Origin of the sequence: Hwanghaeella grinnelliae (assembly GCF_004005845.1) — a bacterium.
GTDB lineage: Bacteria > Pseudomonadota > Alphaproteobacteria > UBA8366 > Aestuariispiraceae > Hwanghaeella > Hwanghaeella grinnelliae.
Genome location: NZ_SADE01000002.1, coordinates 913072 through 937144 on the forward strand (window position 1 = coordinate 913072; position 24073 = coordinate 937144).

Below are 24073 nucleotides of genomic sequence, written 5' to 3' on the forward strand. Positions count from 1 at the left end.
GCACTCTTAGACTCGACGTAAAACCGGTATGCGGCCTAATTCCTGCGGAACATTTCTGCAGAATAGGGCCATATCGCCATGACGCGCTAGTCGGCAAGTGCGTCTTCAAGCGTCGCGCGCAGGTCCGCCTCGTCGACATCGGCGGTAATAAAGGCATCACCCAGGCCGCGCGCAAGGATAAAGGTGATCCGGCCAGCTTCGACTTTCTTGTCTTTGAACATGCGTTTGATCAGATCGTCCACGTCCCAATCCACGCCGGCGATGTCGGTCGGCTTCAGGCGCAGGCCGACGGAAGCCATGTGCCGGTTGAGCCTTTCGGCGTCCTGGCCGCTGCATAGGCCTTTGCGGACCGACAGGGAAAAAGCCATTGCCATGCCCATCGCGACGGCTTCCCCATGCAGCAAATCCGGACCATAGCCCAACCGGGATTCAAGCGCGTGGCCGAAAGTGTGACCCAGGTTCAAAAGGGCTCGAAGACCGCCTTCGCGCTCGTCCTGCGCCACGATGGCCGCTTTTGCCGCACAACTTCGTGCCACTGCCTCCGCGCGGGCTGCCCTGCACTCGTCGATCGGATCGCCGTCGATCAGGGTTGCCCCGTGCCGTTCCAGCCATTCGAAAAAGGCAAGATCGCCAAGTGCGCCGTACTTTACGACCTCCGCATACCCGGCCAGCAACTCACGCCGAGGCAGACTGTCCAGAATGCCGGTATCGGCGAGGACCATGCGCGGCTGGTAAAACGCGCCGACCAGGTTTTTGCCTGCCGGCGCGTTGATCGCGGTTTTGCCGCCGACGGAACTGTCCACCTGGGCCAGCAAGGTCGTCGGAATCTGCACAAAGGGAATGCCTCGAAGCGCCGTGGCTGCCGCGAAACCGGCCAAGTCGCCGATCACCCCGCCGCCGAAGGCCAAGATCGTCGTCTTCCGCTCCAGCCCAAGGGCCAGCAATTCGTTCATCAAGCCTGCATAGCGATCGAAGCTTTTGGTGCTTTCCCCCGGCGGCAGGACAATAGCGGTATGATCCAACCCGGCAGCATCCAGGCTTTTGGTCAAAGTATTCAAATGCAGGCCGGCGACCGTTTCGTCCGTCACCACGATCACGCGGTTGCCCGTCAGGACCGGTCTGATCAAGGTGCCGGTCCGGCGGATCAGGTCTTCGCCGATCAAGATATCGTAGGCGCGATCGCCGAGCGCGACCGGGACGCGGCGCGGTTCCGGCAGATCCGCGACGGGGGCGGTGGAGGCGTTCATCGTCTTATTGCTCTTCCAAATTTGAATTGGCGGTCAGAAAAGGCTGCAAGGCCGCAATGACTTCCTGTGCGGTGACGTCTTTCGGCGCGTCTGCACTTTCGACCGTGATATCCGCCATACCGTATGTCGGGTAGCGTGCGGCGATCAGATCCCTCAACGTTTTTTGCGGGTCCGCGGTCTTCAACAGTGGCCGGTGCGCTCTTTTGCTGACCCGCGCCCACAACACATCGAACTCGGCGCGAAGCCAAACGCTGATGGCTTTTTCCTTTATAACCGCCCGGGTTTCGGCATCCATGAAAGCGCCGCCGCCGGTTGCCAGGACGAATGGTTCGTCCTCAAGCAGGCGGGCGATCACCCGCCGTTCACCGCTTCTGAAATGTTCTTCGCCGAACTCGGCGAATATCTCCTGGATGGTCCGGCCCGCGGCCAATTCTATCTCTCGGTCGGCGTCGCGAAAGGGAACGCCAAGTCGCTCGGCGATTTGCCGGCCGATCGTCGATTTCCCGGCCCCCATCATTCCGATCAGAACGATCGTCTTCGGCAGAACCGGTGTGCCGGCCACGGTCTGTTCTTCAGGACGCACCATTCGACTTTCTTGCTACCGCGGGATGCCAGCCTATTTCCATCCCAAAGATCTTTAACCAGTGCCGCAGAATTGCCATAGTCCGACGTTAGGGTAAAGCATCCCGGCGGATGGGGGCAGGCTTGGTTTGCGTTCCGCAAGCGCGTAGGAACGGTACTGGAAAAGCTGGCCGAATCACGCTCCGGTTGGGAATGATGGGGCCTGTTTCGCGAATCGCCGCGTTGACGGGTGTTCTTTATGGGCCGGAATTCGCGCCGGTCCGCCCCGAAAGTTTCGACCAAATCGCCGGTTCGGCGGTGAACAATAACGATTAGTGACTGTAAAAAATGGGCAAATTCATCCTGGTCATATTCGCACTGCTTGCCGTCGTTTTGGGCGGTGGTGCCGTATTCTTGGCGACCTGGGACATCCCAGCCCCGTCGCAAACGGTTGAGAGGGTCCTGCCGGATGACCGCTTCCCGCGCTGACCGACGTTTCGCGGGCAATTTGCCGCGCGCTTTGTTGTTGTCCGCCGGCCTTGGATTCACGGCACCGGTTGCGGCGCTGGCGCAAACGGCGATCACGCCGCCGGCGTCGGTGGAAGAGCCGCTGGAGCTGGGCTCGCCGGGCAACGCAGGATCCGCGCCTACCGATCAGGGCACGATCCAGGACCCGCTTCCCGCCGCCGGCCCGATTCAGCTGGTGCCGCTGGGCTTGCCGGATGCCGATCAAACCAGTGATGAACCTGTCGAGATACGCTCCGGTATCGCTGTTCAATCGCTGAAAAGGATCGATCCGGAATCTGTTGGCGTTCTGGATGCGGGAACCGGTGGTTTCCCGGTCGACATGTGGACCGGAACCCCCCGCCCGCGGATCGATGCGTTGATGGCGCGTCTGCCGACCGCCCCTGTCTCGGAAGTGCAGATGCAGATCACGCGCCGATTGCTGCTATCCCGTGCGGCGATCCCGCTTGAGGGGGATGCAGCACCGTCGCAAGGGGCGAATGCCTCGCCGGGCTTCGGCGCAGGGTCCCAGACGGCTTCCGCGCAAGGGACCCCGTCCGAAAGTGCCTCGGTTACGGATTCTGCTGGTGGCAATGGATCGGGATCCTCGCTGCTGGATCTACGCCTCAAGGCTTTGTTGGAAATGGGATTGCTGGAAGATCTGGACGCGTTGATTCAGGCCGCCCCCAGCCGCACCGACGATCCGGAAGTTCAGCGGTTGCTTCTGGAATCGCGTCTATTGCGGGATGATCTGCCGGGTGCCTGTGCCCTGACCGCATCGCCGCCCGCGGACGACATGTTCTGGCTGAAAGCGTCTGTGTTCTGCAAGGCGGTCGCCGGCGATACGGCCGGCGCGGAGTTTGGTGCGACGCTGATCCGGGAGGAAGGCGGCGCGGACGACCAACCGTTCCTGAATTTACTCAGTCACTTCATCGGCACCAAATCGGCGCCGGTGACGACGCTGGGCAAGCCGGACGCGCTGGAAGTTGCCATGGTGCGGACGGCCAAACTTTCTTGGCCGGAAGGCGCGGCGGCGGAAGCGGGCCCCGCTATTCAACGGATAATCGCGTTGGCGCCAGGCAACGACCCGGTGGATCGTCTGCAAGCGGCGGAGGATTTGGTGCAAATCGGCCGATTGCCGCCCGACGAACTCACAGCGCTCTATGCCGATGTTCAGTTCGAACCTGAAATGCTCTCGACCGCATTCTCGGGCGCGGAAGAGATCGGTGGCGCGCTGGGACGGGCGCTGTTGTATCAAGCTGCCTTGAGCCAGGAGAATACGGTTGCCCGGGCGGAACTGCTCCGCAAGGCTTTCGATATCGCCAAGCGGGAAGGGCGTACGGCCCTTTTGAACCGGGCCTACCTTCCGCTGATTTCCTCAATCCCGCCGCAACGCGAACTGTGGTGGTTGGCGAACAATGCGGCGCGCGCGCTCTATTTGGCGGGTGACCCGTCTGAGGCGCGAAACTGGGCTGAAATCCTGCGCACGGAAGCCTTGCGCGATCCCGTGGCTGAACAGGATGCGCTCCGCCTGTGGGCCGTTTCTCGCCTGGCGGGCGACCGGGTTCTTGACCGGCTGGGCCGGGATGCGCTTGCCCGATGGAAAGAGATGCAGCAGTTCACCGCGCCGGAAGAAGTGGTTCGACGGACCACCCTTCTTTATTCGCTGTTCGAAGCCTTGGGCGAAGCGGTTCCGGAAAAGGCATGGGAAGACCTGCTGCTCACTGCGGAGCCCGATTTTCAGCGCATGCCGAATGCATCCCTGACCCGGGCGATCGCACAATCCGCCAGCGGCTTGCGCCAGGGTGAAACCGTGTTGCTGGCCCTGGTAATGTTGGGTGATGCCGGACCCGCGCTTGCGGCGGCGCAAACGATGGGGTCGGTGGTTCAATCGCTTGCGGCGGTCGGTCTGCCACGCGACGCCAGGGACCTCGCCCTTGCCGCGGCACTCGGCGCCGGTATGTGACATCCGTCATGGTGGGCCAAACCGTAGAACCGGCCGCCGAGGTGAGGTTGCCGCGGTTCGTCGAACCGTTCCTGGAAATGTTGATGGTGGAACGCGGGGCCGCCGCGAACACAATAGAAGCCTACCGGCGCGATCTGATCGATTACTGCGGGTTCCTAAAAGCCAGAAACTGCTCGGCCGACACGGCGGATAGCGACCATATCCGCGCCTATCTGGCCGCTCTTTCCAAGCAGGGGGTGAAGGCATCTACCGCCGCGCGCCGGCTTTCATCCTTGCGCCAGTTCCACAAGTTCCTGTTCGCTGAGGCGATCCGTCAGGATGACCCGACCGTTGTCATTGATGCACCCAGGCGTGGCCGTCCCCTGCCGAAAATCATGACGGAGGAGGATGTCGATCGCCTGCTGGCTGCCGCTGAAGCGAATGTCGAGCCTGACGGCACGCGGATTCAATGTTTGTTGGAGCTTCTCTACGCCACAGGCATGCGGGTCAGCGAATTGGTAACCCTGCCTCTGTCCGCGGTGCTTCGGGACGAACCCTTCCTGCTGATCAAGGGCAAGGGTGGCAAGGAACGGATTGTGCCGATCAGCCTGCCGGCCCGTCTTGCCATCAACGCCTATCTGGAGGACCGCCCGGCCCATATACCGGACGGGGCGGAGTCTCCCTTTATGTTTCCGTCACGCGGAAAGGAAGGGCATTTGACCCGGCAACGGTTCGGGCAAGTGCTGAAGGAACTGGCGCTTGACGCCGGGTTGGACCCCGCCAAGGTCAGCCCGCATGTACTGCGCCACGCCTTTGCCAGCCATTTGCTGGCCAACGGAGCGGATCTGCGTGTGGTACAGCAGCTTCTGGGCCATGCGGATATCTCAACGACCCAGATCTACACCCATGTGCAGGAAGAAAGGTTGAAGGCGCTCGTCGAGGCGAATCATCCCTTGGCCACCCGCCTACGCGCGGATTGACCGGTCGACCCGCCCCGACGTCGCGTTACCGGCCGGACTAGAATTGCACGGTTCGTCGATCCATGACCTTGCCGCTGCCGCCTGCCATCAGACCCTGTATCGCACCATCAAGCAGGTCCAGTTCCACGGTCAACAGGCTGGGCGACGGCGGGTCCATATAACCGCCCTGTTCGATCACGAAATGGGGTTTCCGTATGCCGACCCGTTCGTACAGATAGCCTGCCAAGGCGCCGGCCATCATCCCCGTCGCAGCTTCTTCGGGGATTCCGTAGTGCGGGGCGAACATGCGCGCCGCCGCGTCGTGCGGCGTGGCCGCGTCATCCGTCGTGAAAACGTAGAAACCGACGATATCAAGCGCCGCGCTGATCTTCGCGATGGCGTCCTGGTCCGGCGACAGTGCCCTCAGCAACGCATCGCTTTTCACGCCGATCTGTAGAGAGCCGTTCCCAGTATCGACGCGGGATGGCTTGGCGCGCGGGTCTAGATCATCTTCGGTCAGCGACAGAGAAGACAGGACGTCCGCCAGGGTGACGCTGTTCCAGGCTTCCGGATCGGCGAAGCGCGGCGCCAATTGCTCCATGAAAGGTTTGCCATCCTTGATGACGATCTTTCGCGGGCCATCGACCGTTTCCTTCGACGTTTCGCCATCGCCGACCCGGCCGTTCTGAAGCAGCAGGGAAAATGCCGCGATCGTTGCATGCCCACAATGGGGGATGCGCCGGTTGGGTGTGAAGAAGTCGAGCTTGAACCCCTCGGTCGCCGATTTGGAAACGAAGGCCGTTTCGGACAACCCCATGCCCGCGGCAATTGTCTGCATGTCGTCATCGCTTAAACCGTCCGCGTCCAGCAGAACGCCGGCCGGGTTGCCGCCTTGGCCGTCCTGCACGAAGGCATTGACGATTTGGACGGTAACCAGGCGCTCATTTTCAATAGCTGAATTCATGACAATATCCTTTTAGAGTTGAGGTTTATGTAGGATATATGGCCAATTGACTGAATTTTGGTTAGACTTTCCATTTCATATATCCATGAGTAATTCTCATGAATAATCCGATGCGAAAACTGGATATCGCGATTCAGGCGGCACCCTATCTCGCCGCGGTCGCGGCCACGGGTAGTTTCACAAAAGCGGCGGAAAGGCTCGGCATTCACCAGACTGCGGTCAGCCACCGGATCCGCGCGCTGGAGGAACAGTTGGGCCTGCGGCTGTTCGACCGAACCACGCGCAGCGTCCGGCCGACGCAGGCCGGCCGTATCCTGTGTGAGGCGGCCATCTCCGCGACCACATCGTTCGAAGTGGCGTTCGATCGCTTGAACCGGCGCGCCGCGACCGGACGGATCCGGCTGGCGCTACCTTCTTCATTAGCGACGAAATGGTTGTTTCCGGCCCTGCCGCGGGCGCGGGTAGAGGGTTTGGAGATATCCTTGGAGGTCGGGGACAATCTGGAGGATTTCCGAGTGACGGAGCTGGACGCGGCGGTCCGGTACGGCATCGGCCCTTACCCTGGGCTTCATTGCGTGCGCTTGGCGGCGAGTTTCCTGCAGCCGGTCGCGAGCCATGCCTATCGACCGGAATTGGTGGACTTCCGGGACGCGGCCAGCCCACGGGATCTTGCCTTTCTGGAGGACCGGCGCGGCGCCCGTGACGGCACGGGATATTCTTGGCGTGACTATTTTGCAGGACTGGGTATGGACGATCGGAACATCCCCATCGACCAGATGTTCGACCGTGCCGATCTGATGTTGCAGGCCGCTGTCAGCGGAATGGGGATTGGTTTGGGCCGGACTTTGCTGATCGAACAGGATTTGGAGGCTGGATACCTTCGTTCGTTCGGGCCGCAATTGCTATCGCGCGCGGCGACCTGGTTGGTTTGTCCGCCCACTTTCGCGCATGAGCCGGAATTCAAGCGGTTGCGCGATTGGCTGTTGGGCGAGGTGCCAAAACACGCCACCGGTTTTGAGCTAGGCCTTTAGCCGCCGTTTAAATAAGTCGACCGGCAGATTTGCATTTTTCCAAACCCGCCCTACCCTTGCATTCGCGGGGGGCGCTCGTTACCTAAAACCATATACATTTCCTGGCTGGCAATGATGCGGGGCCGGTGATCCGGGTCTTTACCGATGGCCCTTGACTGAGGATAGCGTCCGACGATGCGCAATTTTCTGGATTTTGAACAACCGATTGCCGAACTGGAAGGCAAGATCGAAGAACTGCGCCACCTGGCCGATACGGGTGAGGTGAATATCGCCGACGAGGTCGGCAAGCTGCAGACAAAGGTCGATAGGTTGATCACGACGACCTACGCGAAATTGACGCCCTGGCAGAAGGTTCAGGTGGCCCGGCACCCGGATCGCCCTCACTTCAAGAATTATGTGTCCCGGATGTTCACCGACTACCAACCCTTGTCGGGCGACCGGTCGTTTGCCGATGACCATGCCATTCTCGGTGGGATAGGCCGGTTTCGCGGACGGTCCTGTGTCGTTATCGGCCATGAGAAGGGCGGCGATACGCAGGCGCGGATCAAGCATAATTTCGGAATGGCCCGCCCAGAAGGCTATCGCAAGGCGCAGCGGTTGATGGAACTGGCGGAGCGATTCCAGCTGCCCGTCATTACCTTGGTTGATACGCCCGGTGCCTATCCCGGCGTCGGTGCCGAGGAACGCGGCCAATCTGAAGCCATCGCGCGGTCGATCGAGCTTTGCCTTAATATTCGTGTGCCCCTTGTCGCCACCATCATCGGCGAAGGGGGGTCGGGCGGGGCCATAGCTCTTGCAGCGGGCGATGCCGTCTTCATGCTGGAAAATTCAGTCTATTCCGTGATTTCGCCTGAAGGATGCGCCTCTATTCTATGGCGTAGCGCGGAAGAGGCACAAACCGCCGCCGAAGCTCTGCGCCTGACCGCGCAGGATCTGGAAAAGCTGAAAGTCATCGACAGGGTGATCAAGGAACCCGTCGGCGGCGCTCATCGCGAACCGGACGAGGCGGTCGATAAAGTCAGCGATGAGATAGAAGCGGCGCTGACCGATCTGTGCGCCATGGAGCCGGGCGCGCTGCGGGCGCGGCGGCGGGAAAAATTCCTGGCCATGGGCCGGCACGGTCTTTCCTGATCTCATAGATCTTGTTGCGATTTGAATTTCGGGATCCACGTCCGGCCCGATCTTGAACCGGCCGTCGCCGATCTGTGATTGGTCGGTGATCAAACCGGACGTTAGCGTGACGCCATGAAACGTTTTTTCAGCACCGGACTGATCTGGCTCCTCTTCGTCATTCCCGCCGTGGGGACGGCGGGCTGGATTCTTTGGCGTGAAATCACTGAACCGAAGACCATTGCAGGGCCCGGCCTGATTCAGACCGATGCGGCAATCGGCGGTCCGATCACCCTGATCGGCGCGGACGGTCAGGAAGTGACGGAAGAAGCCTTCGCCGGCGGACCTGCCGTGATTTATTTCGGCTATACCTATTGTCCCGATGTCTGCCCCACCAGTCTGCAGACGATCACCGAAGCGCTGGATTTGTTGGGAAGCGAAGGCCAGGCGGTGACGCCGATTTTCATAACCGTCGACCCGAAACGGGATGGGACGGAGGTGGTCGGCGACTATGCGGCCGCCTTTCACGAACAGATGGTCGGCCTAACAGGGCGTCCGGAACAGATTACCGCCGCCGCAAAGGCTTTCCGGGTTGTTTACCTTGCCAGGGATAAGGGACGCAGCGACGACGACTATCTCGTCGATCACTCATCCTATTATTACTTGATGGATGCGAATTGGAACCTGGCGGCGGTGATGGCCCATGAAATCACCCCGGCACAAATGGCGGATGCAATTCGGCAATTGATGTAGGCATGAAAGCGGTCAGAACCGACACATTTCGGCCATGTAGTTCATCGCGCTGTACATGGTGTCGTATCCGCTGGAAGCCAGGCCCGAGAAACCAGGGACGGTGAACAGCAGCACGACCACAAGCAGCACGGCCGCGGTCCCGGCAAGCGATACCAGGGTCAGTTTGTCCAGCTTGTTTCCGGAATGAGAATTGTTCTGCATGACCGGATCATAGGCGATTGCGCAGCGTCGTGGAAGCCGCGGCTGGACTGATGTTTCAGTGGCAGCATACTTGCGGGTAGGTTGCCGAACCCTCATCATGCAGAGGAGTGAGTTCTAAGTTTGCGGCGCCGCTGCGGTAAGTTGTTTCGGTTAATGAATCTGGACGTTGAAGGATCTCTGATGGCATTGGCGCTGTTTACTTTGCGCATGGTCGGTGCACGGCCTTATCAAGGCCGTCTCGGATGATCGACGCCACGCGTTTACACGAAATCGCGGCCTGGTCCCGGGCGCTTGAGCCCGAGGCACTGGAGCGCGTGCGGACCGCCGCTGTCGAGCGACGCTATCCGGCCGGCGCGCTTGTCTGTGGGACCGGGCACAAGTTCGATCATTGGATGGGAGTTGCGGACGGCCTGTTGAAAATGAGGGCTATTTCCCGCGAGGGGAAAGAAGTCACCCTCAGCGGTGTTCACTCCGGCGGCTGGTTCGGGGAAGGAACGATCCTGAAGGACGAACTACGCCGATACGACATTGTAGCGATTCGGCCGTCCAGCCTGGCGATGATCGACCGGACAACCTTCATGTGGCTGTTTGAAAATAGCGGCGCTTTCGCTCGTTTTCTTGTGGTGCAGATGAACGAACGGCTGGGTCATTTCATCGGTCTGCTGGAAAACGACAGAATGCTGGATGCCACCGGCCGTGTCGCCCGCGCGGTGGCGATTATGTTCAATCCGGTCCTCTATCCCGATTCGGGACGGCATCTTGATCTGACCCAGGAAGAACTCGGTCTGTTGGCCGGCGTTTCCCGCCCGACGGCCAACCAAGCAATCCGCCAATTGCAGGCCCAAGGTCTGCTGCGGGCGGAGTACGGTGGCATAACGGTCCTGAATCTGGATGGGCTGAAAACCTACGGTGCAGAATAATCATAGGTAGATTTAGTGGCCTGTTGGCGCATTTGGGTACCGCTAACCGATGGTTTTGCCACAAAAATTGCGTGAATTGTCGTCTGGTTGACAGATTATTCCGCGGCGCTTCAGTAAGCACTAGACTCCTTTTCCGCCGACATAGGAATTTGGGACGATAAGCGGGGCCGCTCTAAGCCCGCGTTCGGTCCCTGATTCAGGGGGTTGGTAATGGGTCGCCGGCGCTAATTAAGAACTTGACGTGTGCCGGTAGGTGGGACGACTGTTGCGTCGTCATCACAAAAGTGGATGTTTTATGAACAGAGAGGCCCAATCAAAAAGAGGCCTTCGTTCAGGGAGGAGACAGGAATGTCGGCTGCGTCGGGCGCATCTGCGCTTCCCGATATAAAGACCTACGATACGTTCCCGAAACTGCTTCGGTATAATGCCGAGCATCGCGCGGACAAACCTGCTGCGCGCGAGAAAGATTTGGGGATATGGCAATCCTGGACCTGGTCCGAAGTGAAGGACGAGGTTTTCAGCGTCGCCGCCGGTTTGCTCGATATGGGCATCCAGCGCGGGGACCGTATTGCCATCATCGGGGATAATCGGCCCCGCCTCTATTGGATGATTGCGATTGCGCAGTCCGTCGGTGCCGTGCCGGTGCCGATCTATCAGGATTCCGTTGCCGATGAGATGAAGTTTCCGCTGGAACACGCGGAAGTGCGCTTCGCGCTCGCCGAGGATCAGGAGCAGGTCGACAAGCTCATTTACCTGAAGCAGCATCTCTCGACTCTCGAATATGTCATTTTCGACGACAAACGCGGGATACGCGACTACACCGAGGACTTCCTCTACGACTATGAGGACGTTCGTCAACGCGGCCGGGAATACCTTGCGAAGAATCCCGGCGCGGTCGATGCGGAGGTGGACAAGGGCAAGGGCGACGACGTCTGCATCATCCCCTATACCTCCGGGACGACGGGCAACCCGAAAGGCGTGCTGCTGACCTACGACAACATGTTGCAGGCGGCTTATGCGGGTGTCGTCTTCGAAGGCCTCCGGGAAAGCGACCAGGTGCTCGCCTATCTGCCGTTGGCGTGGATTGGCGACACGGCGTTCTCTTTCGCACAATCCTATATCGCCGGCTTCTGCGTGGCCTGCCCGGAAAGTTCCGACACGGTTCTGACCGATCTTCGGGAACTCGGCCCCAGCTATTTCTTCGCGCCGCCGCGGATTTTCGAAAACATCCTGACCCAGGTGTCGATCCGAATTGAAGACGCCGGCAAGATGAAGCGTGGCATGTTCCACTATTTCATGAAGATCGCGCGGAAGGTCGGTGTTCAGATTCTGGAAGGCAAGCCGGTCTCGTTTACAGACCGCCTGCTTTATGGCTTGGGCGAAATCCTCGTTTACGGTCCGCTGAAGAATGTGCTTGGCCTCAGCCGCGTGCGGATCGGCTATACGGCCGGGGAAGCAATCGGGCCGGATATTTTCGATTTCTACCGCTCCATCGGCATCAACTTGAAGCAGCTCTACGGGTCGACGGAAACGTCGGTTTTCGTCACCATCCAGCCTGACGGTCAGATCAAGGCGGATACGGTCGGCGTTCCGTTGGAAGGCGTCGAGATCATGATCGACGACAGCGGCGAACTGCTGATCAAAAGCCCCGGTATCTTCAAGGAATACTTCAAGAACCCGGAGGCGACCGAAGAGGCGAAGACCGGCGGCTGGTTCCATACGGGTGATGCCGGTTTCCTGGACGAAGACGGGCACCTGAAAATCATCGACCGCGCCAAGGATGTCGGCAAACTGAAGGACGGATCGCTCTTCGCGCCGAAATATATCGAGAACAAATTGAAGTTCTTCCCGGAAATCCGCGAGGCCGTCGCCATCGGGAACGGGCGGGATTACTGCGCTGCCCTGATCAACATCGATCCGGAAGCGGTCGGCAACTGGGCAGAACGAAACAACATCGCCTATGCGTCGTATCAGGAACTGGCGGCCCTGCCGAAGATCTACCAGATGGTCTCCGAGCACGTCGCGCAGGTGAACAAGGATCTTGCCGCCGAAGAGCGCGTCGCCGGATCGCAGATCAAGCGGTTCCTGATTCTGCACAAGCTTCTCGATGCCGATGATGGCGAGTTGACGCGTACCAGCAAGGTTCGCCGCAGCTTCATCGCGGACAAATACGGTCCGTTGATCGACGGTTTGTATTCCGACGCGTCTACGGCGTCGATCGAAACCGAAATCACTTTCGAAGACGGTCGAAAAGGAACGCTGAAGGCGGACCTCCAGATCGTGGACGCAGAGACCGTGTCTCCGTCCGCCAGCTTCAGCCAAGCCGCGGAGTAGAGTTCAAGTGACAGTCACGGATCAACAGAGCCGCATCGGCGAGCAAATCCTGCACGCAGAGAATATCACCCTCGGCTTTGGCGGGGTGAAGGCACTGAACGATATCAGTTTCGACATCCGTAAGGGCGAAATCCGCTCGATCATCGGACCGAACGGCGCCGGCAAGTCATCGATGCTGAACGTCATAAACGGCTTTTATCAGCCGCAGGAAGGGACAATTCACTTCAAGGGCGTTCCCTATCGTCCGATGCGGCCCTACCTCGCCGCGTCGAACGGGATTGCTCGGACCTTCCAGAACATCGCGCTGTTCCGCGGGATGTCGACATTGGACAACATCATGACCGGCCGGGTCTTGAAGATGAAGGCCAGCTTGATCGAACAGGCGTTCTACGTGCTGCGCGGCAAGAAGGAAGAGCTCGAACATCGGGAGCACGTGGAAAAGGTCATCGACTTTCTGGAGATCCAGGCGATCCGCCGCACGCCGGTCGGCCGCCTTCCCTATGGGTTGCAGAAGCGCGTTGAGTTGGGCCGGGCCTTGGCGGCGGAGCCGGACTTGTTGCTGCTCGACGAACCGATGGCCGGGATGAACCTGGAAGAAAAAGAAGATATGTCGCGCTTCATCGTTGATGTGAACGAGCAATTCGGCACCACAATCGCGCTTATCGAACATGACATGAGCGTGGTCATGGATCTCAGCGACCGTGTGGTCGTGCTGGATTATGGCCGGAAACTGGCGGACGGAACGCCGGATGAAGTGCGGGGCGACCAAGCGGTCATCGACGCTTATCTGGGGGTGACCCATGAATAGGCATTCTTTGTTCCGCCGCTGCCGCGCTCGCCGCAACCGCGCAATAGTGATCGCTTAGAAGGGCTGTACCGATGGAATTCCTGCAAAGCATCTTCGTGACACCCTTCGTCGAAATCGTCGACAGTCCGTATTTCTTCTTCGAAGTCTTCTTCGGCGGGTTGATGGCCGGTGTCATGTATTCGCTCGTCGCGCTCGGTTTCGTGCTGATCTTCAAGGCGTCGGGCGTGTTCAACTTTTCCCAGGGTGTGATGGTTCTCTTCGCCGCCCTGAACTTCGTCGGTTTGCTGGAACACGGTGTGCCGATCTGGCTCGCCTTCTTGATCACAATGGCGATCATGACCGCGCTCGCTTTCGCGGTGGAGCGATTGGTCCTTCGGCACCTAGTGAACCAAGAACCGATCATCCTGTTTATGGCGACGATCGGTTTGGCCTTCTTCCTGGAAGGCTTTGGGGAAACCCTGTGGGGGTCCGAGATCAAACCGCTGGAAGTCGGAATTCCGAACGATGTCTGGTTCATGGGCGATGCGATGATCCAACAGGCGGATGTCTTTGCCGCGGTTGTCGCCGGGGCCATGGTCACCGTTCTGGCTCTGTTTTTTCATTACACGCGGGTTGGCCGGGCGCTGCGCGCCGTGGCCGATGACCACCAGGCGGCTCTTTCCATCGGTATTCCCTTGAATCACATCTGGATCATCGTCTGGGCTGTGGCCGGGGTTGTGGCCCTGGTGGCCGGCATTTTGTGGGGCTCGAAACTGGGCGTCCAATTCTCGCTGTCGGTCATTGCGCTGAAGGCGCTGCCGGTTTTGATCCTGGGCGGATTCACATCCATCCCGGGCGCCATCATCGGCGGCCTGATCATCGGTGCGGGCGAGAAGGTGGCCGAGGTTTATTGGGGCAGTGTGTTCGGCGGCGCGATCGAAGAATGGTTCGCCTATATCGTTGCATTGGTCTTCTTGTTCTTCCGTCCCCAGGGGCTGTTCGGGGACAAGATCATCGAGCGGGTTTAGCGATGCGGTGCGGTGATCGGTCGGGTTTCGTGAAGTTTTTGCCCATCAACGGGGCGGTTATTGAAGTAGGAGGGCGTTTCGCATGATCTATCGCGAGGCGGGCGTATTCAAAACCAGTTACGACGCGGATATGGCGCTGTTGCCGATCCCGATGGACAAGTATTTCGTCATCGCGGTCACGCTGTTCGCGGTAATCGTCGTTCCCTTTATCAGCAACGAGTACTGGCTGGGGTCGATCCTGGTGCCGGTGCTGATCCTGTCGATCGCGGCGATCGGGTTGAATATTCTGACGGGCTATGCCGGGCAGGTTTCGCTCGGCACCGGGGCTTTCATGGCGGCCGGCGCCTATATGGGATACAAGTTCGTCACGGCCTTCCCGGACGTCAATATCATCTTCGGCATCCTCGCCGGCGGCGTTTCATCGGCCATGATCGGCATTGTCTTTGGGGCGCCCAGTCTGCGGATCAAGGGCTTCTACCTGGCGGTGACGACGCTGGCGGCGCAATTCTTCCTGATATGGCTGTTCCAGAAGCAGCCCTGGTTCGTGAACTATTCGATTTCCGGCGTGCCGACGGCGCCGCCGCGTGAAATCTTCGGTATTCTCGTGACTGGGGCCGAAGCCTCCGCCACGGCGCGCTATGTCTTTGTCGTTTGCTTTACCATTGCCCTTGCTTGGATCGCCCGGAATCTCGTCCGAGGTCGGGTCGGGCGGACCTGGATGGCAATTCGCGACATGGACATCGCTGCGGAATTGATCGGCATTCGGCCGTTGCAAACGAAGTTGAGCGCCTTTGCGATCAGCTCCTTCTATTGCGGCGTCGCCGGTGCGCTTTGGGCGTTCTGCTACATCAACACGGTCGAACCGTCGGCCTTCGACATCAACCGGTCCTTCCAGATCCTGTTCATGGTCATCGTCGGTGGTTTGGGCAGCATCCTTGGCAGCTTCCTGGGCGCGGCATTCATCTTCACTCTACCGATCTTCCTGAACAATTTCTTCGGGGTACTCGGCCTGGATGTGTCGACCGCGACGATCAGGCATATCGAGTTCATGGTTTTCGGTGGCCTCATCGTGTTCTTCCTCATCGTTGAACCCCACGGTCTGGCGCGGCTATGGGCGCTTGCAAAGGAGAAATTGCGGATGTGGCCGTTCCCTTATTGATGCGTTTTCACGTGTCGAAGGAACGGTCTACACTGCGCATTAAGGACTGGCGTTATCGCGATGGGCACTCGCGGCGGCGTCTTTGAAAGGCCTTAGAGCAATGTACGAACCCTCGCGCCCTAACAACGAGGGGGGATTATGGAAACCAAGGTGCAAGGGTCGCAAAGGCCCAGCCTTGTTGGATTGAACAGAAGGAGGAAAGTCCATGGAATTCCGTAAAATGGCATTGGCCGCGGTGGCTTCCGCCGTCGGCCTGGCGGGTATCGCGGCGACGGCATATGCCGATCAGCCGATCCCGGCGCTGGTATACCGTACCGGTGCGTATGCGCCGAGCGGCATCCCGCTGGCGAACGGTTATCTCGACTATTTCGCAATGATCAACGAACGCGATGGCGGCGTGAACGGCGTTCCGCTGGCGGTGGAAGAATGTGACACGGGCTATGCGACCGACCGTGGCGTCGAATGCTATGACCGTACGAAGGGCACCGGTGGCGGCGCCACGGTGTACAGCCCATGGTCGACCGGCATTACCTACGCGCTGATCGAAAAGGCGACCAACGACAAGATTCCGATCCTGTCGATGGGGTATGGCCGGACCAGTGCCGCGAACGGCAAGGTCTTCCCCTATGTCTTCAACTTCCCGGCAACCTATTGGAGCCAGGCGACCTCGGTCGTTCAGTATATCGCCAATGAAGCTGGTGGTCTGGACAAGCTGAAAGGCATGCGTTTCGCCTACATCTACCTGGATCACCCCTATGGTAAGGAACCGATCCCGACGCTGGACGTCCTGGCGGAAAAATTCGGGTTCACCTACGACAAATACCCGGTTCCGCCGGCGTCGATGACCGAACAGAAGTCGATCTGGTTGCAGATCCGCAAGACCAAGCCCGACTATGCCATCATGTGGGGTTGGGGTGCGATGAACGGCACGGCCGTTCGTGAAGCGTCCAACATCCGTTTCCCGATGGAAAAATTCATCGGTAACTGGTGGTCCGGCGGCAATGACGCGGTCGTCCCGGCCGGCAAAGGCTCCATCGGCTATAAATCCGCTACCTTCCACGGTGTCGGTACCGGCTTCGACGCTTACAAGGATGTCGAAGCGATGTATGCGGCCGGCAAGGGTTCTTCCGCTGACAAGGCAGAGCACAACAATCCGCTCTGGGCTCGTGGTTTCGCCAATGCTGCGTATATCGTCGAAGCCATCCGTACGGCGCAGGCCAAGTTCGGCAACCGTCAGATCTCCGGCGAAGAAATGCGCTGGGGTCTGGAGAACCTGGATCTGAGCGAAGAACGGATCGCGGAAATGGGCATGACGGGCTATATCCCGCCGCTCAAGATCACCTGTGAAAACCATGAGGGCGACAATCCGGCCATCCTGGTTCAGCAGTGGAAGGGCGACAAGTGGGAGATCATCTCCGATTGGGTGCCCGCGATGACCGAGGTTGTCGCCCCGCTGATCGAGCAGGATTCCGCTCAGTATGCATCGGAAAACAACATCACCCCGCGGTCGTGCAACTAAGCGACCGTCGGTTAAGTAACCGGTTGATTCGACTGGAGGTACAGTCCCGTGAACGCGCAAGCCCCAGCCTCTGACAAGGCAACCGACCAGGTGACGGAAAAGGCCTCTTCGGCACTGTTGCAGGTCAACAATATCGAAGCGATCTATGACCATGTCATTCTGGTCTTGAAGGGCGTGTCGTTTGAAGTTCCCGAGGGGGGCATTGTCGCCCTCCTCGGGGCCAACGGGGCGGGCAAGTCCACGACCCTCAAGTCGATCTCCAACCTGCTGCGTGCTGAGCGCGGCGAGATTACCAAAGGCTCGATCCAACTGGCTGGACAGCGGACCAATGACTTGACCGCGAATGAGATGGTCAAGCGCGGCTGCGTTCAGGTCATGGAAGGCCGTCATTGTTTCGAACACCTGACCGTGGAGGAAAACCTCCTGACAGGCGCCTACACGCGGGGCGGGGCCTCCGACGTGAAGTCCGACCTGGAAAAGGTCTACGACTATTTCCCCAGGCTTAGGGAGCGACGGAGTTCTCAGGCCGGCTATACGTCGGGCGGGGAACAGCAGATGTGCGCCATTGGGCGCGCGCTCATGGCACGCCCGAAACTGATCCTGCTGGACGAACCCTCGATGGGTCTGGCGCCGCAATTGGTCGAACAGATTTTCGAGATCGTGAAGCAATTGAACGAGAACGAAGGCGTGACCTTCCTGCTCGCCGAACAAAACACCAATGTCGCGCTGCGCTATTCCGATTACGGCTACATCCTGGAAAACGGACGGGTGGTGCTGGACGGGGCGGCGGCGGACCTCGCGAATAATGAGGACGTGAAGGAATTCTATCTCGGTCTGTCGACGCAGGGACGGAAGAGCTTCCGCGAAGTGAAGCACTACAAGCGGCGTAAGCGCTGGCTCTAGGGCGGTCCAAATTCAGCAAACGGGCGGCGGAATGCCGCCCGACGATTTTCGGGGGGCGAAGTATGACCGAATTCTTCGATGCATTGGAAACCCGCAGCGCGGATCAACGCGCGACGGACTTGGCCACGGCGCTGCCTGCGCAAATCGCGCATGCCAAGGCCAACGCGTCCTATTACGGCAAAGTTCTGGCCGATATCGACCCCGCCACCATCGACACGGTTGCCGCCTTGGTGGCATTGCCGGTCACGCGGAAGTCGGACCTGATGGCGCAACAGGCAGAGAACCCGCCTTTCGGCGGTCTCAACGCGACCCCGGTGCGCGACCTATTGCGGGTTTTCCTGTCGCCCGGGCCGATCGCGGACCCGGAAGGGCGGGGGCGCGACTGGTGGGGCATGGGCCGAGGCATGTTTGCGGCCGGCTTCCGCAAGGGTGACGTTGCTCATAACTGCTTTAGCTATCACCACACACCTGCGGGCATGATGATGGAGGTCGGCGCGCAGGCGGTCGGCTGCACGGTCTATCCGGGCGGTGTCGGCGCCACCGAACAGCAGGTCCAGGCGATGGCCTATTTCCAGGCCGACGGTTATATCGGCACGCCCGATTTCTTGGGAAAGATACTGGAACGCGCGGATGAAATGGGCGTTGCATTACCGTCGGTGAAGAAGGCGTTCGTTGGCGGCGGCGCCCTTTTCCCCAGTATGCGTGATGCCTATCAGGCGCGCGGTATCGCGACGCTGCAATCCTACGGAACGGCGGATCTGGGGATGGTTGCTTATGAAACCCCGGCGCTGGAAGGCATGGTGGTGGACGAACGCGTCATTGTCGAAATTCTACGTCCCGGTACCGGCGATCCAGTTGCGGAAGGTGAAGTGGGCGAAGTCGTGGTGACGACATTCAATGCCGACTATCCGCTGATTCGATTCGCGACCGGCGACATGTCCGCCGTCCTGTCCGGAACCAGCCCCTGCGGGCGCACCAATGTGCGGATCAAGGGGTGGATGGGCCGCGCCGACCAGCGTACGAAGGTCAAAGGCATGTTCGTCGACCCCGCGCAGGTCGATCGCGTTGCCAAGGCCCATGCGGAAATCGCCAAAATCCGTGTCGAGGTGACGTTAGTCGACAACAGCGACGTCATGGTCGTGCGGGTGGAAGCGGACGGTACGAGCGACGGTTTTGCCGATGCGGTGGGCGATACCGTGCAGCGGGAACTGAAACTGCGGGGCAAGATCGAATTGGTCGCCCCCGGCAGCTTGCCGAACGATGGCAAGGTCATCGACGACCAGCGTAAATACGAGGTCTAGCGGAACAAGCGCTAGCCGAACAATTCCATCGCCATCCGAAGCAACGGATCGACCGCCGCGGCATCGGTCCAACGGGCAACCAGGACAATGCGCTGTCGGGGTGCGATCCATAACAGGTTTCCGCCGGCGCCCATTGCGGCAAAACTGTCTTCCGGTCCGGACGGCCATTCACGCCCGGCGGTGTTCAGCCACCAAAGCATCCCGTACCCGTCGTTGACGGCACAGGGTTGCCGGACGGTTTCGGTCCATCCCTCAGGCAGCAGGCGCCGGTTGTCCCAGACACCGTCATTCAGGATGAGTTGCCCGAAAAGCGCATGATCGCGGCTGCTGATGCGTAGTCCCCCGCCCCAGTGGGACCCGCCGGGGACCGATTGCATTCGCGTCCCGTCGATATCGACATAGGAATTCTCATAGCCGTGCCAGGTCCATGTGTCAGACGCCCCGATCGGGTCCATGATCCGTTCCTTCAGGACCGCAGGCAGCGGTTGCCGGAAAAGCCGTAACAGGCACAGCGACAGCAGATTTACGCGGACGTCATTATATTCCCAATAGGATCCCGGTGCCTGCAAATCACGGTGTTGGCCCTTGCGACTGTTGTCGGCGTCAGCGCCGACTTGCCGATTCCGGTCGACCAGATCGGGCTTGTCCCACAATTGGCCGTCCCACTCGCTGGTCAAGGTCAACAGGTGCCGCCACGTGATCGCGCCGTTATGCGGTCCGTCGAATTCCTGCCCGGGCAGTGTCTTTGCAACCGGGTCGTCCAACGACCCGATCAGCCCGTCGCCAAGCGCCACGCCCGCCAATATCGATAGATAGGATTTGGCGATTGAGAAAGTGAGGTCGCAACGGTCCGGGTCACCCCATTCCACCACGGCCTCGCCATTCTTAAAGACGATGCCGTTGGGCCCTCCGCGCTCGAAAAGCGGCCCGAGCACTTTGTTCCAGGGTGGCGGTTCGATCTCGGTCAGGCCGGGCAAGGGCGATTCATCGAGGTCGCGAGGCCAATCCACTTCCGACTGAAGGGCCAGTGCAATGAAGTCGTCTCTGGTCGTCATGGGTTGAAATCATCCTGAAACCGATTGTTTCGGGCATTGGATTGTTTCACACGGCTTCCTGCAATCCTTCCCAAGTCCGCTCCAAAAATATGGCAGAAAACGACGCTTAATTGACATTTCTGCCAATCAATATATCGCCTATGATCATAGAGGGGGTAGAAGAACATCGGAACGGATCGGTTACGCCATGGCGGAGAAAGTAGTCGCAGCGGTTCTTTACCCGGATTTTCAGATGTTGGACGCGACGGGCCCCTTGGAGGCCTTCGCCCTAACCAACAGGCTGCTCGGCGGCGACCCGGCATATAAGGTCGTGACAACGGCCCGGCAAAAGGGACCAGTGGAGGCATCGTCAGGCCTGACGCTGATGGCGCAAACCAGCTGGGATCAGTTGGGCGAGAATCTGGACACGTTAATCTTTATCGGCGGGCGTGGTGTTCGCACGGCGATGAAGGATAAGGACATGCTTTTCTCCGCGCGCCGCCTTTCCGGCATGGCCCGCCGCACCGCGTCGGTCTGCACCGGTGCTTTCCTTCTGGCGGAAGCGGGGCTGCTGAACGGGCGTCGGGCGACGACCCATTGGGACGATACTGACCAACTTGCCCGCGAGTATCCACGGATATCGGTTCAACGGGATGACATCTATGTCCGGGACGGTCAGTTTGTCACGGCTGCGGGTGTAACCGCGGGTATCGATCTTGCCTTGGCGCTGATTGAGGAAGACCACGGCCGGGATGTCGCATTGGCGACCGCACGTATGTTGGTGGTCTATTTGAAGCGCCCTGGCGGGCAGAGCCAGTTCAGCCGGGAGCTGTCAGCCCAGGCCACGTCGTCAAGCCGGTTCGAGCGGCTGCGGCAATGGATATTCGACAATCTGGACAAACCGCTGAGCGTGGAAGATCTGGCCGACCAAGCGGCGATGGCGCCGCGCAGCCTCGCACGGCGCTTTGCGCAGGATCTCGGCGTGACACCCGCCAAATTCGTTGAGCATGCTCGGATCGACGCGGCGCGGCGGGACCTGGAGGATGGCGGCCTCACCATCGACAAGATTGCCGCAAATCGCGGTTTTGGCGGGGCGGATCGGATGCGACGATCATTCCAGCGTTCCCTCGGTGTATCGCCGCAGGAGTATCGTGACCGTTTCAGGAGTAAAGAAAGCGTATGAATTCCATTGCTATATTGCTTTTCGACGGGGTTGAAGAATTGGACGCCGTTGGTCCGTGGGAAGTGTTTGCCTGGGCCGCGAAGGAAGGGTCGCCGCCGAAACCGATGTCTGTCTTCACCCTTTCCGGGGACGGTGCCCCGGTTACTTGCGGCAAGGGCATGGTGATCACACCGGACCATTCCTTCGAAACTGCCCCTCAAATCGACATCCTGCTGATACCGGGCGGCCCGGGGACACGCCCGATGATAAAGGATGAGGCGATGCTGGACTGGGTGCGAAAGACGGCAGCCGGCTGTACCTGGATCACGGCGGTGTGCACCGGCGCCATGGTGTTGGCGAAGGCCGGCCTCGCCAAGGGCAAACGCATCACCACCTATCACGACGTCGTCGAACCGATGCGGCAATGGTCCGACGCGGAAGTTTTGGCGGGGGTGCGGTTTGTCCGCGACGGCAATCTGGTTACCTCCGCCGGTGTATCCGCCGGAATCGACATGGCCTTGTGGCTCGTCGGGCAACTGGCGGGCGCGGACTATGCGCGCGAGGTGCAACAGGGCATCGAGTATTTCCCCGCCCCGCCATATTCCTATGAGGCTTGATCGATGAATTTCATCACTCCGCACTCCTTCAAACCGGACACGGCTTGGAACGCTCTGGATATTGCCAATATGGACGGCGTGACCGTGCGGATGCATTGGACGGACCAGCCCTATCGTTGGCACGAAAACGACGGGCAGGAAGTCTTCGTGGTGTTGGACGGCGCCGTGAAAATGCACCACCGGAACGGCGATGGAGAGACGATTTGGCAGATGGGGCCAGGGGACATCTGTCATTTCAAGGAAGGGGACGAACACTGCGCGGTGCCTGAGGGTGCAGCCTATGTTCTTGTGATAGAGCGGGAAGGCAGCGTTTGATCGCCTTTCCCACACAGGCCGTTCTTACGGATAGTTTTCCAGACTTAGGGATGGTCGCCCAAGATTTCGTGAAGACCTGCCTTGAAATTGCCTTAATTCAACCTCTGGGAAAGTTACCCCACCACCCCATATAGTGAAGCGCTGAGACCTCCCCTCTCAACGGGATCCATCCCCCAATCAGGATCCCGTAACGGCCCTGACCAGGCCGTTGCAGCAAATAGGCGGCCGTCGATACCTCCCCCATCGACGGCCGCCGCCCCCTCCAGCCCCTTAAACATGACGTAAAGCCAGCCGCGGAACCGCAAATCTCAAGCGATATTCCGGCTTGCACGGTTGCGAAAACGGGCGGTTTGGGTCTAATGCGGCATGGCCTCATTCTCCGGCACCGACATCTCCTGCATTCGTGGTGGCAGGCTCGTTTTCGACGGGCTCAGCTTTTCCGTGTCCAGCGGTGGTGCCTTATTGCTGACCGGCCCCAATGGCAGCGGCAAGTCGACCTTGCTGCGCCTGATGGCCGGCCTTATTCCGCCTACGCTCGGCGCGTTGGCCTGGGACGATGTTCCCGTGGACCAAGACCCAGAAGATCATCGCGCCCGGCTGCATTACCTTGCCCATGCGGAGGCTGTGAAGCCGCCCTTGACGGTCGCTGAAGATCTATCCTTCTGGCAGGCGCTGAGCGGCAGCGATAAGCCGGTTTCGGCTGCGATCGACGCGATGGGGTTGGAAACGCAGAGCGCCTTGCCCGGACGCTATCTCTCCGCAGGGCAACGGCGGCGCTTGGCGCTGGCCCGATTGTTGGTTTCGGAAACGGATTTATGGCTGCTGGACGAACCCTCGGTCGGGTTGGATACCGCTTCCCTCGCGAAGCTGCGGTCGGCGATTGCGGACCATCGGGCGGCGGGCGGCATCGTGGTGGCCGCGACGCATGTCGACCTAGGGCTCGACGGGGCAGAGACGCTCTCGATCAATCAGTTCGCCGTGGACCCGGCGCAGATGTCGGCACTGTGAAGGGCGCGGTCGAATGAAACGGGGATTTCTCGCCATGCTGGGCCGCGACCTGCGGCTCGCCTACCGGCAGGGGTCGGATGTCGTCCTGGCGCTCGCCTTCTTCATCATAGCGGCCAGCCTGTTTCCGCTTGGCGTCGGGCCGGACCCGAAAGTCCTGGCGGGCATGGCGGCCGGCGTCATCTGGGTACTGGCCCTGCTTTCGGTGATGTTGTCGCTCGACCGGCTGTTCCAGACCGATTACGACGACGGTGCGCTGGAGTTGATGGCCCTGTCGCCCGTGCCGATGACGTTGCTGGTGCTTGCAAAAAGCCTGTCGCATTGGTTGACGACCGGTGTTCCGTTGCTTGTGCTGGCGCCGGTAATCGCGGTGATGTTGAACATGCCGGCGGAAGGCTTTCTGCCGCTGATCGTGGGGCTTGCGGTCGGGACACCGACCTTGAGCTTGATCGGCGCCATCGGTGCGGCTTTGGTTCTTGGCGCACGGCGGGCGAACCTGCTGACGGCTCTGTTGGTCTTGCCTTTATATATCCCAGTGCTGATTTTTGGTGTGACTGCCGTGGACGCGGCCCTTGCGGGATTGCCGATCCGTCCACATCTCCTATTGATGGCTGCGATACTGGCCGCGGCGCTTCCCTTGGCTCCTTGGGCGGCGGCTGCGGCGATTCGCACGTCCTTTCAGTAGTTTGTGACAGTTTGCACGGTTGAAAAGAA

General features: G+C 59.9%; 24 protein-coding genes. 19 read left to right on the forward strand and 5 right to left on the reverse strand.

Annotation, left to right across the window (positions count from 1 at the left end; genetic code table 11):
• Positions 1–86 precede the first annotated feature (86 nt).
• Both aroB and EOI86_RS14945 read right to left on the reverse strand, forming a co-directional pair.
• The gene (gene aroB, locus EOI86_RS14940) at positions 87–1247 is read right to left on the reverse strand and encodes a 3-dehydroquinate synthase (protein ID WP_127765964.1); all 1161 of its coding nucleotides are present in this window, start codon (positions 1245–1247) and stop codon (positions 87–89) included.
• Positions 1248–1251: 4 nt separating this feature from the next.
• Positions 1252–1833 (reverse strand): shikimate kinase, encoded by a 582-nt coding sequence (locus EOI86_RS14945; protein WP_127765965.1) that lies wholly within the window; start codon positions 1831–1833, stop codon positions 1252–1254.
• A 323-nt stretch (positions 1834–2156) separates the two neighbouring features.
• Here EOI86_RS14945 and EOI86_RS24620 point away from each other — a divergent pair, with 323 nt between their 5' ends.
• The 3 genes from EOI86_RS24620 to xerD are packed head-to-tail and all read left to right on the forward strand — an operon-like array spanning position 2157 to position 5237.
• A complete protein-coding gene (locus EOI86_RS24620; RefSeq protein ID WP_193555790.1) occupies positions 2157–2297 on the forward strand; it encodes a hypothetical protein in 141 nt (46 codons plus the stop codon).
• The gene (locus EOI86_RS14950; RefSeq protein ID WP_127765966.1) at positions 2278–4278 is read left to right on the forward strand and encodes a hypothetical protein; all 2001 of its coding nucleotides are present in this window, start codon (positions 2278–2280) and stop codon (positions 4276–4278) included. Before EOI86_RS24620 ends, EOI86_RS14950 begins: the two co-directional genes overlap by 20 nt.
• An 8-nt stretch (positions 4279–4286) precedes the next feature.
• Entirely contained in the window at positions 4287–5237 is a 951-nt protein-coding gene (xerD, locus tag EOI86_RS14955) for a site-specific tyrosine recombinase XerD (protein ID WP_127765967.1), read from the forward strand.
• 37 nt (positions 5238–5274) lie between these two features.
• Here xerD and EOI86_RS14960 read toward each other — a convergent pair whose 3' ends face one another.
• Positions 5275–6180, reverse strand: a complete 906-nt coding sequence (locus tag EOI86_RS14960; RefSeq protein ID WP_127765968.1) for a PhzF family phenazine biosynthesis protein — start codon at positions 6178–6180, stop codon at positions 5275–5277.
• Positions 6181–6278: 98 nt separating this feature from the next.
• Here EOI86_RS14960 and EOI86_RS14965 point away from each other — a divergent pair, with 98 nt between their 5' ends.
• From EOI86_RS14965 to EOI86_RS14975, 3 genes are all read left to right on the forward strand, one after another.
• Complete coding sequence (locus EOI86_RS14965; protein ID WP_205032209.1) at positions 6279–7211, forward strand: LysR family transcriptional regulator; 933 nt, start codon at positions 6279–6281, stop codon at positions 7209–7211.
• A 174-nt stretch (positions 7212–7385) separates the two neighbouring features.
• Positions 7386–8342, forward strand: a complete 957-nt coding sequence (locus EOI86_RS14970) for an acetyl-CoA carboxylase carboxyltransferase subunit alpha (RefSeq protein ID WP_127765969.1) — start codon at positions 7386–7388, stop codon at positions 8340–8342.
• Between the two features lie 114 nt (positions 8343–8456).
• Positions 8457–9074, forward strand: coding sequence for an SCO family protein (locus EOI86_RS14975; protein WP_127765970.1), 618 nt, complete (start codon positions 8457–8459; stop codon positions 9072–9074).
• A gap of 12 nt (positions 9075–9086) precedes the next feature.
• Here the strand turns inward: EOI86_RS14975 and EOI86_RS14980 are convergent, their stop codons facing one another.
• Positions 9087–9275, reverse strand: a complete 189-nt coding sequence (locus EOI86_RS14980) for a hypothetical protein (RefSeq protein ID WP_127765971.1) — start codon at positions 9273–9275, stop codon at positions 9087–9089.
• Between the two features lie 242 nt (positions 9276–9517).
• Between EOI86_RS14980 and EOI86_RS14985 the strand changes: the two genes are divergently transcribed.
• The 8 genes from EOI86_RS14985 (at position 9518) to EOI86_RS15020 (ending at position 19226) form a co-directional block, all read left to right on the forward strand.
• The gene (locus tag EOI86_RS14985) at positions 9518–10195 is read left to right on the forward strand and encodes a Crp/Fnr family transcriptional regulator (protein ID WP_127765972.1); all 678 of its coding nucleotides are present in this window, start codon (positions 9518–9520) and stop codon (positions 10193–10195) included.
• Between the two features lie 348 nt (positions 10196–10543).
• On the forward strand, positions 10544–12529 hold the full coding sequence (locus EOI86_RS14990) for an AMP-binding protein (protein ID WP_127765973.1): 1986 nt from the start codon (positions 10544–10546) through the stop codon (positions 12527–12529).
• A gap of 7 nt (positions 12530–12536) precedes the next feature.
• The gene (locus EOI86_RS14995) at positions 12537–13337 is read left to right on the forward strand and encodes an ABC transporter ATP-binding protein (RefSeq protein WP_127765974.1); all 801 of its coding nucleotides are present in this window, start codon (positions 12537–12539) and stop codon (positions 13335–13337) included.
• A gap of 71 nt (positions 13338–13408) precedes the next feature.
• On the forward strand, positions 13409–14344 hold the full coding sequence (locus EOI86_RS15000) for a branched-chain amino acid ABC transporter permease (protein WP_127765975.1): 936 nt from the start codon (positions 13409–13411) through the stop codon (positions 14342–14344).
• Positions 14345–14426: 82 nt separating this feature from the next.
• Positions 14427–15503, forward strand: coding sequence for a branched-chain amino acid ABC transporter permease (locus tag EOI86_RS15005; RefSeq protein WP_127765976.1), 1077 nt, complete (start codon positions 14427–14429; stop codon positions 15501–15503).
• A 205-nt stretch (positions 15504–15708) separates the two neighbouring features.
• Positions 15709–17022, forward strand: a complete 1314-nt coding sequence (locus EOI86_RS15010) for an ABC transporter substrate-binding protein (RefSeq protein ID WP_127765977.1) — start codon at positions 15709–15711, stop codon at positions 17020–17022.
• A 48-nt stretch (positions 17023–17070) separates the two neighbouring features.
• Positions 17071–17925 carry an ABC transporter ATP-binding protein gene (locus EOI86_RS15015; protein WP_420810093.1) on the forward strand — a complete coding sequence of 285 codons (855 nt, stop codon included), beginning with the start codon at positions 17071–17073 and terminating at the stop codon, positions 17923–17925.
• 62 nt (positions 17926–17987) lie between these two features.
• A complete protein-coding gene (locus tag EOI86_RS15020; RefSeq protein ID WP_127765978.1) occupies positions 17988–19226 on the forward strand; it encodes a phenylacetate--CoA ligase family protein in 1239 nt (412 codons plus the stop codon).
• Positions 19227–19237: 11 nt separating this feature from the next.
• Here the strand turns inward: EOI86_RS15020 and EOI86_RS15025 are convergent, their stop codons facing one another.
• On the reverse strand, positions 19238–20281 hold the full coding sequence (locus tag EOI86_RS15025) for a serine hydrolase domain-containing protein (protein WP_127765979.1): 1044 nt from the start codon (positions 20279–20281) through the stop codon (positions 19238–19240).
• A gap of 187 nt (positions 20282–20468) precedes the next feature.
• On the opposite strand from EOI86_RS15025, the gene EOI86_RS15030 reads away from it, so the two are divergent.
• From EOI86_RS15030 to ccmB, 5 genes are all read left to right on the forward strand, one after another.
• A complete protein-coding gene (locus EOI86_RS15030; RefSeq protein ID WP_127765980.1) occupies positions 20469–21443 on the forward strand; it encodes a GlxA family transcriptional regulator in 975 nt (324 codons plus the stop codon).
• Positions 21440–22039, forward strand: a complete 600-nt coding sequence (locus tag EOI86_RS15035) for a DJ-1/PfpI family protein (RefSeq protein WP_127765981.1) — start codon at positions 21440–21442, stop codon at positions 22037–22039. Before EOI86_RS15030 ends, EOI86_RS15035 begins: the two co-directional genes overlap by 4 nt.
• 3 nt (positions 22040–22042) lie before the next feature.
• Positions 22043–22354 (forward strand): cupin domain-containing protein, encoded by a 312-nt coding sequence (locus tag EOI86_RS15040; RefSeq protein WP_127765982.1) that lies wholly within the window; start codon positions 22043–22045, stop codon positions 22352–22354.
• Positions 22355–22720: 366 nt separating this feature from the next.
• Positions 22721–23362 (forward strand): heme ABC exporter ATP-binding protein CcmA, encoded by a 642-nt coding sequence (gene ccmA / locus EOI86_RS15045; RefSeq protein WP_127765983.1) that lies wholly within the window; start codon positions 22721–22723, stop codon positions 23360–23362.
• A 13-nt stretch (positions 23363–23375) separates the two neighbouring features.
• Positions 23376–24044 (forward strand): heme exporter protein CcmB, encoded by a 669-nt coding sequence (gene ccmB, locus EOI86_RS15050; RefSeq protein WP_127765984.1) that lies wholly within the window; start codon positions 23376–23378, stop codon positions 24042–24044.
• Positions 24045–24073 lie beyond the last annotated feature (29 nt).